General features: G+C 65.9%; 14 protein-coding genes. 4 read left to right on the forward strand and 10 right to left on the reverse strand.

Annotation, left to right across the window (positions count from 1 at the left end):
• Nucleotides 1-2: 2 nt before the first annotated feature.
• A complete protein-coding gene (locus D6M19_RS31190) occupies nt 3-743 on the reverse strand; it encodes a hypothetical protein (RefSeq protein ID WP_123029181.1) in 741 nt (246 codons plus the stop codon).
• A 277-nt stretch (nt 744-1,020) separates the two neighbouring features.
• On the opposite strand from D6M19_RS31190, the gene D6M19_RS31195 reads away from it, so the two are divergent.
• Nucleotides 1,021-2,037, forward strand: coding sequence for an Rv2578c family radical SAM protein (locus D6M19_RS31195; protein WP_123029162.1), 1,017 nt, complete (start codon nt 1,021-1,023; stop codon nt 2,035-2,037).
• Nucleotides 2,038-3,030 (forward strand): alpha/beta hydrolase, encoded by a 993-nt coding sequence (locus D6M19_RS31200; protein WP_234835137.1) that lies wholly within the window; start codon nt 2,038-2,040, stop codon nt 3,028-3,030.
• 1 nt (nt 3,031) lies between these two features.
• Here the strand turns inward: D6M19_RS31200 and D6M19_RS31205 are convergent, their stop codons facing one another.
• The 4 genes from D6M19_RS31205 to D6M19_RS31220 all read right to left on the reverse strand — a co-directional run bounded on the left by D6M19_RS31205 (nt 3,032) and on the right by D6M19_RS31220 (nt 7,384).
• Complete coding sequence (locus tag D6M19_RS31205) at nt 3,032-4,285, reverse strand: acyl-CoA dehydrogenase family protein (RefSeq protein ID WP_123029163.1); 1,254 nt, start codon at nt 4,283-4,285, stop codon at nt 3,032-3,034.
• Nucleotides 4,285-5,418 (reverse strand): acyl-CoA dehydrogenase family protein, encoded by a 1,134-nt coding sequence (locus D6M19_RS31210; RefSeq protein WP_123029164.1) that lies wholly within the window; start codon nt 5,416-5,418, stop codon nt 4,285-4,287. Before D6M19_RS31210 ends, D6M19_RS31205 begins: the two co-directional genes overlap by 1 nt.
• A gap of 7 nt (nt 5,419-5,425) precedes the next feature.
• Nucleotides 5,426-6,649: an amidohydrolase family protein gene (locus tag D6M19_RS31215; protein WP_123029165.1), complete on the reverse strand. Its 1,224-nt coding sequence runs from the start codon at nt 6,647-6,649 to the stop codon at nt 5,426-5,428.
• A gap of 99 nt (nt 6,650-6,748) precedes the next feature.
• The gene (locus tag D6M19_RS31220; protein ID WP_123029166.1) at nt 6,749-7,384 is read right to left on the reverse strand and encodes a TetR/AcrR family transcriptional regulator; all 636 of its coding nucleotides are present in this window, start codon (nt 7,382-7,384) and stop codon (nt 6,749-6,751) included.
• Between the two features lie 48 nt (nt 7,385-7,432).
• Here D6M19_RS31220 and D6M19_RS31225 point away from each other — a divergent pair, with 48 nt between their 5' ends.
• Nucleotides 7,433-8,317, forward strand: coding sequence for an acyl-CoA thioesterase (locus tag D6M19_RS31225; protein ID WP_123029167.1), 885 nt, complete (start codon nt 7,433-7,435; stop codon nt 8,315-8,317).
• Between the two features lie 92 nt (nt 8,318-8,409).
• Nucleotides 8,410-8,958 carry a hypothetical protein gene (locus D6M19_RS31230; RefSeq protein WP_234835138.1) on the forward strand — a complete coding sequence of 183 codons (549 nt, stop codon included), beginning with the start codon at nt 8,410-8,412 and terminating at the stop codon, nt 8,956-8,958.
• Here D6M19_RS31230 and D6M19_RS31235 read toward each other — a convergent pair.
• The 5 genes from D6M19_RS31235 to ypfJ are packed head-to-tail and all read right to left on the reverse strand — an operon-like array spanning nt 8,955 to nt 13,550.
• Nucleotides 8,955-9,788: a mycofactocin-coupled SDR family oxidoreductase gene (locus D6M19_RS31235; protein ID WP_123029168.1), complete on the reverse strand. Its 834-nt coding sequence runs from the start codon at nt 9,786-9,788 to the stop codon at nt 8,955-8,957. The genes D6M19_RS31230 and D6M19_RS31235 overlap by 4 nt on opposite strands.
• Complete coding sequence (locus D6M19_RS31240) at nt 9,772-10,290, reverse strand: DinB family protein (RefSeq protein WP_123029169.1); 519 nt, start codon at nt 10,288-10,290, stop codon at nt 9,772-9,774. Before D6M19_RS31240 ends, D6M19_RS31235 begins: the two co-directional genes overlap by 17 nt.
• On the reverse strand, nt 10,287-10,964 hold the full coding sequence (locus tag D6M19_RS31245) for an MBL fold metallo-hydrolase (RefSeq protein WP_123029170.1): 678 nt from the start codon (nt 10,962-10,964) through the stop codon (nt 10,287-10,289). Before D6M19_RS31245 ends, D6M19_RS31240 begins: the two co-directional genes overlap by 4 nt.
• 41 nt (nt 10,965-11,005) lie before the next feature.
• Entirely contained in the window at nt 11,006-12,664 is a 1,659-nt protein-coding gene (locus D6M19_RS31250) for a DUF885 domain-containing protein (RefSeq protein WP_123029171.1), read from the reverse strand.
• A complete protein-coding gene (gene ypfJ, locus D6M19_RS31255; protein ID WP_123029172.1) occupies nt 12,657-13,550 on the reverse strand; it encodes a KPN_02809 family neutral zinc metallopeptidase in 894 nt (297 codons plus the stop codon). The genes D6M19_RS31250 and ypfJ overlap by 8 nt, the downstream gene beginning before the upstream one ends.
• Between the last annotated feature and the right edge of the window lie 122 nt (nt 13,551-13,672).

Consider the following 13,672-nt stretch of genomic DNA (forward strand, 5'->3'; position numbering starts at 1 on the left):
ATTCAACCTCTCACTGATGCATGGTGGCTCGAGTTGTGCAGAGACTGGCGGATATCCGCCATCTCGGCGATGATCTTGGCGGTCTGGCTGGGGGCGGCGAGGCTGGCCACGGTGAGCCTGTCCCACCACATCAACTTCGTGCGGAAGCGTTCGTCGGGGTAGGGCGTTGACGGGATCGGGGCCACCACACCGCCTGACGATCGCCAGCGCGCCAGCACGTGTTGCGCGCAGGTCGCCATGCAGAACTGGACTCCGAGCACGGCCAGCACCTGGCAGCCTGCCCGAGCCAGCGTTGTGGTCAGCCTACGGTTGCGGCTGGCCTCGCCGGTGATCCATGCCGACTTCATTTCGACGACGCCGAACGGCAGTCTGTCCGTGATCATCTTGCGGACCGACGGCAGGCCGGGTTGACCTGCCCACTCGACGACCGCGTGTGTCTCGTCGGGCGACGTGAGCGGGCCGATGGCGCGGATGCCACCGACCACCGTTCCAGTCGGGTCCAGCATCGTCCAGAAAAGCGTTGTGTCACCGGATCGGTGAATCGCATCGACGTCGATGGCGGCAGTTATGCCGTGCATGCGGTAGGACCGCTGGGCACCGTCCAGATACGCCTGCCACAGGGCATCGTTGTCGGAGGGCCGTGCGATCGCGACCGTGCATTCGGCATCGGCGTCCCACCAGCTCATCAGCGCGCCGTCGACGCCGGGCGAGGCGAATGTGCGGGACAGTTCGACGACGGTCATCGGATCTCCCATCAGGGGTTAAACTTCGCCGGATTTGCGCTGTAAGCTTCTCGCAAAACCGCAACACCGTGCAGATCTAGCAATCTAACAAGCAAATCTAGATAGCGCCAATGTGCTGTTAAAAATACAGAGTAATTAGTCTTTCGCGAAAATTTGAGCGACGGTTCAGCGCATCGATGGTTAACGACCGCGTTTTCGCCATCTGCACCGGTCACGGCACCATCGGGGCTGGATCGCGAAGCTTGACTTTGATTCGAACATAAGTTCGAATTAACAGATGAGGTGGGATGGTCAAGGCGTCAGCGTCGACGACGGCGCCCTGCCCGGCCTGCAGCGCATCGGGTTCGTCCGCAGCGTGCGGACCCCGCAGTTCGAGGGCATCACCTTCCACGAAGTCCTCTGCAAATCGGCGTTGAACAAGGTGCCCGAGGGGTCCATGCTGCCGTTCAGATACACCGTCAACGGTTACCGCGGCTGCTCGCACGCCTGCCGTTACTGCTTCGCTCGGCCCACCCATGAGTACCTCGACATGGACAGCGGCGCCGACTTCGACTCCCAGGTGGTGGTCAAGACCAATGTCGCCGAGGTGCTGCGGCGCGAGCTACACCGCAAGACGTGGCAGCGCGAGACCGTCGCACTCGGCACCAACACCGATCCGTACCAACGGGCAGAAGGCCGGTACGCGCTCATGCCGCGAATCATCGGTGCGCTGGCGGCTTCCGGCACACCGTTCTCGATCCTCACCAAGGGCACGCTGTTGCGACGCGATCTGACGCTCATCGCCGATGCGGCGGAGCACGTCGACGTCAGCGTCGCGGTGTCACTGGCTGTCGGACATCCCGAGCTGCACAGGGATGTCGAGCCGGGGACGCCGTCGCCGCAAGCGCGGCTGGGCCTGATCGCCGCGATCCGAGATGCGGGGCTGCAATGCCATGTGATGGTCGCGCCGGTGCTGCCGAAACTCACCGACTCGGTCGAACACCTCGACGATTTGCTCGGCCAGATCGCCGCCGCAGGAGCCAACGGCGTGACGGTGTTCGGGCTGCATCTGCGTGGATCGACAAGGGGCTGGTTCATGTCGTGGCTGGCGCGATCGCACCCCGAGCTGATTGCCGAATATCGGAATTTGTACCGACGCGGCGCATACCTGCCGCCCGAATACCGAGACATGTTGCGCGACAGGGTGACTCCGTTGGTGAACAGGCACGGCCTCAACCCTGACCGGCGATCGTTTCAAGCGGCGCAGGCTCCGGCGGCCTTGACGGCCCAGGTGGCCCAGCCCACTCTGTTCTAGGTGAAGACGCGGACGTTTGTCACGTTGGCCGGCGTTGCCGCGGCCGCATATGGAACACGCCGTGCGCTGGCGATGCAGCTTGCGATGGCCGAGGTTGCTGCTGAGCTCCGCAGTCCGGTGTTGCCGTTGACGGCGCGCCCGTTGAGTGAGCGGTCGCTGTGGATGGGCCGGCTGGGTATGCGCCGCCGCACCAACCCGGGCGCAGGTGTGACGATGACCGAACGCCACGTCGACGGCGAACCGGCGGTGCGGGTGCTGGTGGTGACGCCGACGGCGGAGAACACACGTCGTCCCGCTGTGCTGCATATCCACGGCGGTGGGATGGTCGTCGGCTCACCGCAGTTCGAAGCCTTCGAGTCGGGCAGGCTGGCAAGGGAACTCGATGCCGTTATCGTCTCGCCCGACTACCGCCTTGCGCCAGAGAATCCGTTTCCGGCCGCCCTTGACGACTGCATGACCACGTTGAAGTGGATGCGTGAGCGCGCCGACGAACTGGGCATCGACGCGAACCGCATCGCGGTGGCGGGTTCGAGCGCGGGCGGGGGGCTTTCGGCTGCCGTCGCGCAGCGCTGCACCGACGAGGGGATCGGGTTGCGTGCGCAGGTGCTCGTCTATCCGATGATGGACGACCGCACCGCTCTTCGCGACCCCGGCGGCCGCGGCAAGTTCATGTGGACGCCCGCGTCGAGTCGGTGGGCGTGGACCGCGTACCTGGGCCGAGAGCCGCAGGAGTCGGGGACGCCCGAATATGCGGCGCCCGCACGGCGCACCGACCTGTCCGGCCTGCCGCCCGCGTGGCTCGGCGTCGGAGACCTCGACATCCTCTACGACGAGGTTGTCGCGTACGCCGAGCGGCTCACGGCACACGGAGTGCCATGCGAACTGGTGACCGTTCCCGGCATGTACCACGGTGCCGACGGCATCAAACCGAAAGTCCCTGCGATGCGGGCGTTCCGGCAAGGTATGGCCGAGCACCTGCGGACCTATCTGTAGATCAGCCCTTGTTCCGCTTGACCTCTTTGAACGGCACTCCGCGATCGGCCGCCTGCTCGCGGGGGAACCCGAGCACCCGCTCACCGATGATGTTGCGGGCGATCTCGGTCGTGCCGCCGCCGAGAGCCGCCGTCTGCCGCGAGAGGTAGCGTTCGCCGTACCGGATCAGGTCGTCGTCGCCGTCAACGACGCCCGATTCGCCCGTGAGGGCGACGGCGGTGTCGAATCCCACCTGGTGGGTCTCGGCGTGGGTGATCCTGATGATGGAGCCGGCAGCGGGCGGCAGCGAGCCGTCGAGGACACCGTGGTAGACGTGATCGACCAGACGGTCCTGCACCGCCTTGTGGACGATCGCCCGCCCTGCGCGTTCGCGGGCCCTTTCGCTGTCGGCCTGCCCGGTTGCCGTGAGAAGACCCACCCAGTCGATCGGCACGTCGGTCTTGCCCTCGGCGCCGATGCCGCTGGCGAACTCCGAACCGCCGCCGACGGCTCGTCGCTCGTGGTACAGCTGCCGGGACGCGACGTGCCAGCCTTCGTTGACTGCGCCGACGACCGCGTCGTCGCCGAGCTCGAGGTTGTCGAAGAACTCCTCGCAGAACTCGACGGACCCGTTCACCTGTTTGATCCGGCGCAGCGTGATGCCAGGGCTGTCGATCGGAACCAGAAACATCGTCAGGCCCTCGTGCTTGGGCACGTCCCAGTCGGTTCTGGCCAGCATCAACCCATAGTCGGCCGCGAAAGCGCTTGTGCTCCAGGTCTTCGCGCCGTTGATGACCCACTTGTCGCCTGTTCGGTCGGCGCGGGTGATCACACCTGCCAGGTCGGATCCTCCGCTGGGCTCCGACAGCAGTTGCACGAGCACCTCGTCACCGCGAAGGGCGGCTGAGATGTGGTGTTTCTTCTGCTCCTCGCTGCCGGTGTCGAGGATCGTGGCGGCACAGATCGTGAACGTCGGTGTGTTGAGGATGACCGGCATTTCGTAGGCCTTCGACTCGTCGTCGAACGCGCGTTGATACTCGATGGGCAGCCCGAGGCCGCCATACTCGCGGGGGAAGCAGATACCGGCGAATCCGCCGTCGTAGAGCTTCTTCTGAAGCTCGCGGGCTCGAAGCCACGGCGCTTCCTCGCCGCGGTCCGCCTCTGGCGGATTGCCCGGGTCGATGCGCGGCATGTTCTCCGCCAACCAGGCCCTGGCCCGTGTCGCGAACTCGGCAACCGATTCGGTGGTCGCGGGCGACGTCGTCGTGTCGGTCATCAGGCGCTCCTCGCTTCCGCGGTGAGCGCATAGACGCGCAGGTTGTGATCTTCCGGCGTGCCGAACATCGAGCGGTCGAGCATGACTCGGCGCAGGTACAGATGAAGATCGTGCTCCCACGTCACGCCGATGCCGCCGTGCAACTGGATGCAGTCCTGCAGCATCCGCGGCGCGTATTCGCCCACATACGATTTCGCGACGCTGATGGCCATCTCAGCGTTGGGGGAGCGATCGGCCACCTCCGCGACGGCGGCATTGGTGGCCGCCCTGCACGCCTCGAACCAGATCTTCAGGTCGGCGTATTTGTGCTTGAGCACTTGGTAGGAGCCGAGCGGCCTGCCGAACGAGTGTCGGTCGAAGCCCCACTGAATGGTGAACTTCAGCACGGCGTCGAGGATGCCGACGACCTCGGCGCACTGGAGTATCTGCGCGATCTGGCTCTGTCGTGAGATCAACTCGGCGGTCTGCTCCGGCCTCCCGACGACCGCCGATGCATCGACCTCAACGCCGTCGAAATGCACACGGGCATAGCTCTTCACGAGGTCGAGCGACCTCTGCGTTTTGACTCGCACGCCGACAGCGTCCGTCGGCACCAGGAACTGCCGAACCGCGCCTTCGCAGTTCGCCACCACCAGAAGCGCCGCGCTCTCGGCGCCCGCCTCGACGCGATCCTTTACACCGTCCAGCCGGAAACCGAGGCCGGTGGGCGTCGCCGTCACGCCGGGATCAAGCGGCGCCCACGACCTGCCGGGTTCGTAAACGGCCCACGACGCGACGACCTCACCGCTGACCAGCGATTCGATTGTCTCCTCGTGATTTTCGGGCGCCTCGGCAAGACCGGCGAGCACGGTGCTGACCGGGTGCAGCGGCCCTGGCGCCACGGTCTTACCCGCAAGCTCGGCCACAAGCGCCAGGTCCTTCACGCCGTCACCCGACACCGAGCCGCCGCCGAGTTCTTCGGGAACCAGCAGGCTGGTCCAGCCGAGTTCGGCTGCCCGCCGCCACCAGCCGGTGTCGAACGCGATGCCTGCCGCGTGCAGTTCGCGCAGCCGAGAAAGCGATCCTTCTTTCTCCAGGAACGCCGAAGTGGTCGAGGCGAAGAGCAGAACCTCGGGGTTTATGGCGTCGGTCACGGCCGTCTCAGGTGAGAACGAGGGCTGGCACGTCTGCCTTGTGGACGACCTCGTTCGGGATCTTGAAGAGGTCGATCATGTTGCCACCCATGACTTTTCGCTGGCCCTCTTCGTCGAGGCCCTGTAGGTCGTCGACCAGCTTGGTCGGTTCGGCCAAGCCTTCCGGGTGGGGCCAGTCGGAGCCGAAGATCACCCGGTCGACTCCACACAGCTGCGCCATCTGGGCGAAGTCGTCCTCCCAGAAGGGCGCGACGTACACGCAGCGACGGAAGGCCTCGATCGGATCCTCAAGGAAGCCCTGCGGCATCTTCGAGTAGACGCTCTTGAACTGCTTGAACAGGTAGGGCACCCAGTCGGCGCCGTTTTCGATCGACAGGATGCGCAGATCGGGGTTGCGGGTCAGCGCGCCGTGGCAGACCAGCGCGGCCATGGTGTCCTCGATGGGCCGCTTGCCCATCGCGACCATCCGGAACGAGGTGGGCGCGAACGGCTTGAACTCGTCGCCGGGCTCCCAGTCGTTGAGATATTGCGAGTAGCCGCTGTCGGAGGCGTGCATCGACACGGGGATGCCTGCCTTTACGCATGCGTCCCAGAACGGATCGAATTCTTCAAGGCCCAACGAACGGGTGCCCCGGTAGCCGGGCACCGGCGCCGGCCGGACAAGCACGGTCTTGGCCCCGCGCTCCAGGCACCACGCCAACTCCTCGAGTGCGCGATCGACGACGCCGAGGTTGATGACCGGGGTGGAGAAGATCCGGTTCTCGTAGTTGAACTGCCAGGTCTCGTACATCCATTCGTTCAGCGCGTGAACGATGTCGAGGATCAGGTCGGGATCGTCTTTGAGACGCTCTTCGACGAGGCTGGCCAGCGTCGGAAACATCAGCGTGTAATCGAGGCCGAGCGCGTCAAGAACCTCCAGCCGCGCGGCCGGATCACGGAACGCGGGGATCGCCTTCATCGGCTTGCCCATCACCTCGCGGTAGCTCTTGCCGCCGCTGCCATGCCGGAAGTACTCCTCCTGAGCGCCGGGCCTGGCGACGACCTCGAACGTCGGGTTGGGGATGTAGTCGCTGACGACGTTGCGCACCATGATCTTGGTGCGGCCGCGGACGTCGATGTAGTCGATGACGCCCTTGCGGTGTTCCGGCAGGAACTGGGTGAGTGCCTCTTTGGGCTCGTAGAAGTGGTTGTCGGCGTCGAACACCGGATACGGAAGCTCGCGGGCTGCCATGTGCGCCTCCTGAAAGACTTGTCGGGCTGCTGTGGTAATGACATTACCACGGCTGGACCAGCGAAAACACCACCCCCCGAGAAGGCCCTTCTCGGCAGGTCAGACGGGGTTGCCTCCGTTGACGAGCGCTGCGATGCAGAAGTCGTAAATGTGGTCGGCTTCGACGGGAACGCCGCTCAACTCGGCGCCGAGAACCTGCAGCCGCATGGCGCCGAGCGCCGTCTGCATGATCAGCGCGGCGGTGGCGTCGACGTCGAGGCCGTCGCGAAACGAGCCGTCGGCGATCCCGCGGTTGATGATGTCCTTGATGAGCCCGTGCACGGGGGATATCACCCGGGCGTACTCGCGTGGCAGTGCCTCGGCCAGGTGGTCGTTGTAGTAGGTAAGTCCGCGGTTGACCTTGTCCTGAGTTGTCGTCTCAGCCGGTGTGCATATCCGGTCGATCAGCACGCGGATGGCGGCGACGGGAGGCAGTCCTTCGGTGTCCTCGCGCCACTTTCGTGTCGACTCGGACATGATCTTGTCGATCAACGCCAGCAGCAACTCGTCCTTCGTGGAGAAGTGCTGGTAAAAGGACCGCAGTGAGGTCTTCGAGCGCTCGACGACCTCCAAGACGGTGAAGTCGGTGCGGCCGGTTTCGCCGAGGATCGCCAGCGCCGAGCGCATGAAGCGGCGCTCGCGCGGTTCGGTCTCGGCGCCGACCGTTCCCGTGGGTCTCCCGCTCGACTTCGCCATGGTAATGACGTTACCGGTTTTGCGGTTGCTCGGTTAGTGTTCCCTCTCATGACGACAGACTCAGCGCAAGCGCAGTGGACGGTGCAGGCACTGCTCGACCTGTTTGATGTGCAACCCGATGGCGAGAACCGCTTCATCGCCGAGACCGGACCCGCAGGCGAAGACGAGCGGCAGGTTGTCGAGGGCACCCAGGTGCTCGCGCAGATCATCGTGGCCGCGGCAAAGCGCTTCCCGGAGAAGTCGGTGCGTTCGGTGTACGCGGTGTTCGCGCGCGCGGTGATGGTCGGTGCCGGTCCTGTCGAGCTGGAGATCGACGTCGTCGGCGAGGGCCGGTCGACCGCGACGGCCGTCGTGTTTGCAAAGCAGAACGGGAAGCGCTGCATCACCGCGACGATCCTCGCCGATGTGCCCACCGCCGACGTGATCCGTCATCAGCTGACCCGCCCACAGGTCGCCGCGCCCGCCGACGCGAACGTCTCCGAGATGCCGATGGCCGGCCGCCAGTTGCGACTCGTCGACGTCGTCGACGTCAACAGCCCCGACGAGGTAGGCCCGCCGGAACTGTATGCCTGGCTGCACTACGACCCGATTCCCGAGCGTGCCGACCTGGCCAAGGCGTTGATCGCGTACTTCACTGGCCACCTTGGGATTTCGACCACCATGCGTGCTCACGAAGGAATCGGCACCAGCCAGTCGCATCTGACGGTTTCCACCGCGCCGATGACGGTGTCGGTGAGCTTCCACGAGCCGGTGGTTTGGAAGGGATGGATCCTGTACACGCACGAGAGCACGCAGGTCGGCTCGGGCATGTCCTACGTCCGCGGCGCCGTACACACCGAGGAGGGCGAGCTGATCGCGTCGTTCACCCAGGACGCACTGATCCGCCCGCTGCGCACAACGGACACCGCGATCAAGGAGCAGTCGCGGCTGTGACAGCGAATGCGAACCTTTACATATTCGAGTAGAAGTGTCACGCTGGGATGTGTCGCAGCCTGGACACCCGCTCGTCGAGATTGGACCCCGCTATGTCGTCGCAGACCTACCGCACACATTCGGCGGCCCGGGCTCGGGCGCGCACCAGCAGCGTGCTGCAGCACGAGATGACCGTCGTCGCATCCGGCGTCGCCGACGTGGTGTCATCGACCGGCGGCTGGCTGTATGACCGCAGGATGGCCGGCTGGAAGGTCAATGTTCTGGTCGCCGACCGCACCGGCGAACGCGCACTGCGGATACTGGGCGCCGACGTGCTGGACCTGAGTGGGGATCTCGAGGCGATCACCGACGATCCCGACCGGGCCGCCACCCTGGCCGTCGCCGCCGACGTGTACGCCGCCGACGGTCGTGTCCGGCGGTTCGTCTCGAGCTCGGACCGGCGCCGCGCCGAAGTGGCGCTGTGGGGCGACCCCGGCTCGCTGGGCGAGGACGTCAGCGCAGTCTCCTACCGGCTGAGCGGCGCTGCGCGGGCGTTCAAGGCGCAAGCGCTGCTGGCGGTGGGGCTGCCGTCCGCATCGGTGGCATCGACGGAAGCGTTGTTCCGCTTCGGTGTGACCGCGCTCGCGTCGGTCGCCCGCTAAATCTTGAGATAGCCCTTGTCCGCGGGGATCTGAGCAGCGGTCACCAGTGACGACGAGTCACTGGCCAGCCACACCACGATGTCGGAGACCAGATCCGGCGCGGCCAGCGAGTCGGTCGGCAGCGCGCCGGGCGAGAAGCTGTGGATGAAGTTCGGATGGTCGGCGAACATCTGCCACATCGACGCATCGTTGCCCATCGGGGTGTCGGTGCCGTACGGGTGCACCGAGTTGACCCGAATCCCGAACTCGCCCAGCTCAACTGCCAGCGAGTTGGTCAATCCCACGACACCGAACTTGCTGGCGCAGTAGTGACCGCAACCGGGCACGGCCTTGACGCCTGCCGCCGAGCTGATCGCAATGATGGAACCGCCGTTTCCCGCGTCAATCATCGCAGGCACCACGGCCTTGATGGTGTTCCACAGCCCGGTCAGGTTGATGTCGATGACGTCCTCGAACTGCTGCGGCGAAATCTCCCACAGCCGACCCCAATTGAGCACACCGGCGTTGGCGACCACGATGTCGAGGCGGCCGAACTGCTCGATCGCGTCGGACACCACCCGCTGCTGCCCGGCGAGGTCACGGATGTCGACCTCCTCGGCACGGATCTTGCGGCCCTCGCCCTCAACGAGGTTCACGGTCTCGGCGAGGTCCGCCGGGTCGGCGGGCGGGTAACCGTTGTGCTCGGCGACCGGACCGCAGGCGTCGATCGCGACGACGTCGGCGCCTGCTCGGGCCAGCCGAACACAATGGGAGCGGCCCTGCCCGCGCGCGGCCCCCGTCACATAGGCGACCTTGCCCGCAAGCGGCTTGTCTTCAGCCATGGTCGACATCGTGCGCGTGATGGACGATGTCATGCAAGTGATAGACCGCAATCGACGCGACTGTGAACTCGCTGCCGTTGCTGCGCAACCCGCGCCTCGACCATGCGTCGGGCGGCACGTGCTCATACGTGTCGGCCACCACGCCCGCCGCATCGACGAGTTCCGATGTGACGACAACGGGGTCCTGTGAGCCGTAGTCGTCTTCGACGGCGGTCACATCCTGGTCCCAGTTGGCAAAGCGCGGCTCGTCCTCGCCGAGCATCAGCGCGACGCGGTCGTTGAAGATCCGGTGCACGTCTCGAACGTGGCAGCCGTACTCCAGCGCCGACCACACGTCGGCGCGTGGCCGCACGGTGACGTCGGTGGCGCTGAGCCGCCGAGGCCATTCGGCAGCGTCTGCCCTGATGCGGCCTGCGACCTCGGTGTGGCTCACCGCGGACCCGTCGAATCCGCATTCGGGGCAGGGCTGCGATAGGACCCAGGTCCAGTCCTTGGTGTCGGGCTCGATCATGCTGCCAGTCTTGCAGCCACCTCGCGGATCCGTTCGCCCGCTCCGGATTCGATCGGCTCGCCGTGTCCGAAGCATGCCGTCTCGACGTCGAGTGCCGCCAACCGCTTGAACGACGCGACCGCGCGCGACCGGTCCTGGTTGAACACCCCGAGCATCACCGATCCGACGTTGGCGATGGTGTCGCCTGCGAACAGCACACCGTGTTCGGGCAGATGCACGGCGACGCTGCCCTCGGTGTGCCCGGGTATCGCGAGCACGTGTGCGCCGCCGCCGAAGTCCAGCACGTCGCCATCGTTGAGTTCCTGGTCGACGGGCACCGCGGGAGCAGCGGCGGGCAGCCCGGCCGAAACCCGTTCGAAGATGGGGATCTCCCAGTCTTCGAACATCGCAGGCGGCATCTGTGCGCCTGCGGTGATATAGGCGGCGTCTCCTGCGCCCGCCATCACAGCCGCCCCGGTCGACTCACGCAGCTCTGCGGCAGAACCGACATGGTCGACGTGGCCGTGCGTCAACACGATTCGGTCGATGCCAGGCACAGCGGCTGCGATCTCGGTACCCGATCCCGGCGCGCCCGTGTCGACCAGCGTGGCCGAATCGCCGTCGCGCCAGACGTACAACTGCCAGCCGTTGATGCGCAGCATGGTCAGGTTCGGAGTGACGGCCAGCGATTCCATTGTCTGACCGTATGGCCGCGAGGCGGGGTAGCGAAAGCGGGTCAGCTAGCGGCGAAATCGGCGAGAAGCGCCGACCTGAGCACATCGAGCGGCAGACCGCCCAGATCAAGTGCGCGGCGGTGGAATTCCTTCAACGACGTTCCGCGACCAACCAACTCGTCGCGCAGCTGTTGCCAGATCCGCTGCCCGATCGCATAGGACGGCGCCTGGCCCGGCCAGCCGAGATAGCGGTCCAGCTCGAAGCGGAGGTTCGCCTCGGCCATCGCGCTGTGAGCCTGCAGGAACACCCACGCCTTGTCGGCATCCCATACGCCGCCATCCGGGGCCGTCATGCCGCAGTGCACACCGATGTCGATGACCACGCGCGCTGCCCGGAACCGTTGCGCATCAAGCATTCCCATTCGGTTTCCGGCGTCGTCGAGCCATCCGAGCTCGGCCATCAACCGCTCCGCGTACAGCGCCCAGCCCTCGCCGTGCCCCGACACCCAGCAACCCAGCCTGCGCCACCGGTTGAGCTGATCGGCCAGCACGACGGCCCTGCCGATCTGTAGGTGATGACCGGGGACACCTTCGTGGAAGACCGTGGTGGTCTCCTGCCAGGTGTGGAAGTCATCCTTGCCCGGCGGCACCGACCACCACATCCGACCGGGCCTACTCAGGTCTTCGGACGGGCCGGTGTAGTAGATGCCCCCGGTCTGCGTCGGCGCGATCCGGCACTCAAGGGTGCGCAACGGCTCGGCGATCTCGAAGTGCGCGTCGGCCAGCGCGTCCACCACCCGGTCGGATAGGTCCTGCATCCACTGCTGCAGGGCGTCGGTGCCGTGCACGACATACCGCGGCTCCTCGTCGAGCCGGCGCAACGCCTCCGCGACCGATGACCCCGGGTAGAGTCGGTGCGCTATCGACTCCTGTTCGGCGACAATGGATTCCAGTAGGTCCAAGCCCCATTCATAGGTCTCGTCGAGATCTACCACGGCGCCCAGATACAAACGTGAAAACAGTCGATAGGCTTCGCGGCCGAATGCGTCATCGCCACGGGCCGCCGGACCGACGTCGTCGCGCAGCACGGCGGCCAGCCTGCTGTAGGCGTCGGCCGCCGCCGATGCCCGCTGCGCAAGCTCGGCACGCAGCGCCCCGTTGGTCGGGGCGGCGTCGGCCACCATGTCGACGAACAGCTGCTGGATCTGGCCTGCCTGTTCGATCCCTCGCCCCACCTGCCGAACCGCGGGTCGGTGTCCGGTGGCGACAGCCGAGCGCAGCGCCGCGGCGTAACCATCGACGCGGTCGGGCACGCGGGAAAGGCGCTCGCTGATCATCCGCCAGTCGTCGTCGGTGTCCGTCGGCATCAGGTCGAAGACATCGCGCATCGACTGCAGCGGCGAGGCGATCACGTTCAGTTCGCCGACGTCGAGTCCCGCGTCGTTCAGCTCGATCTGGACGCCGAGTCGTTCCCGCATGGCGGCGAGTGTCACGACGTCGACGTCGTCCTCGGGGGCGACGCCGTCCAGCTCGCGTAGGGCGGCGCGAGCGGCATCGGCACGTGCGGCCACACCGTCGGGGGAGTAGTCGGTGATGTCGGTGTCGTATTCACCGCCGTGACCGACGATGCCCATTTCGGTTGCCGCGCAGGGATCAAGCGCGGCATACGTCGCGAGATAACGTTCGGCTACGGCATCGACCGCTGTCGCGCGCCTACCCAAGGTCGCGCGTGGCGAAGGTGTCGCACTTGTTCGGATCGCCGGTCTGGTATCCGATCGTGAACCACTTCTGTCGTTGCTCGGAAGATCCATGCGTCCACGACTCGGGGTTCACCCGGCCGGTCGCCTGCTCCTGGATCCGGTCGTCGCCCACCGACGCTGCCGCGGACAGCGCGTCGGCAATGTCCTTGTCGCTCAACGGCTCGAGGAACGGTACGTCGGTGCCCTCCTGCTTTGTGATCGCCGCGTAGTGCGCCCAGACACCCGCATAACAGTCGGCCTGCAGTTCGGTACGGACGCCGTTACCGCTGGAACCTTGCGCGCCCTGCTGTGCACGGCCGAGCGTGCCCTGGAGATCCTGCACATGGTGGCCGAACTCGTGGGCGACGACGTACTCCTGCGCGAACGGGCCTCCGCTGGAACCGAACTGGGTGCGCAGCACGTCGAAGAAATCGGTGTCGAAGTACGCCGTCTGGTCGGGAGGGCAGTAGAACGGGCCGACGTCGCTGGTCGCCGGACCGCATTGGGTATCGACAGACCCGCTGAACAGCTCGACCCGTGGCCGGGTGTAGCCGCGTAGCAACTGTTCCCACACCGCGTCGACAGAGTTGCCCGTCGCCACCACGCGGCACTGCACGATGTTGTTGGCGTCTTCACCGGTTTTGCACTGGCTCAGGTCGAATCCGGGCGCCTCGACACCGGAGTCCGTGTAGGACCCCTGGTCCTGCGGGATAACCGAGTCGGGATTCACTCCGAGCAACAGCGCGATAACCACGATGATCAGACCGCCGAAGCCACCGCCGATTGCCATTCCGCGGCCGGGACCCCGGCCGCCTCCGCTGGTCGACGTGGTGCTGGTGTCGATCTGCATACCCTCGTTGAAGGTCATGAGTTCAGCTTTGCACACTACGATTCTGGCGTGGCAGTTGTTGCCGGACATTCCACCGTCGTGCACACGGCTTCGGGGGATCTGCGGGGCACGACCGAGGGTGGGGTCGGGGTCTGGCGTGG

Origin of the sequence: Mycolicibacterium stellerae, assembly GCF_003719305.1 — a bacterium.
Classification (GTDB): Bacteria; Actinomycetota; Actinomycetes; order Mycobacteriales; family Mycobacteriaceae; genus Mycobacterium; species Mycobacterium stellerae.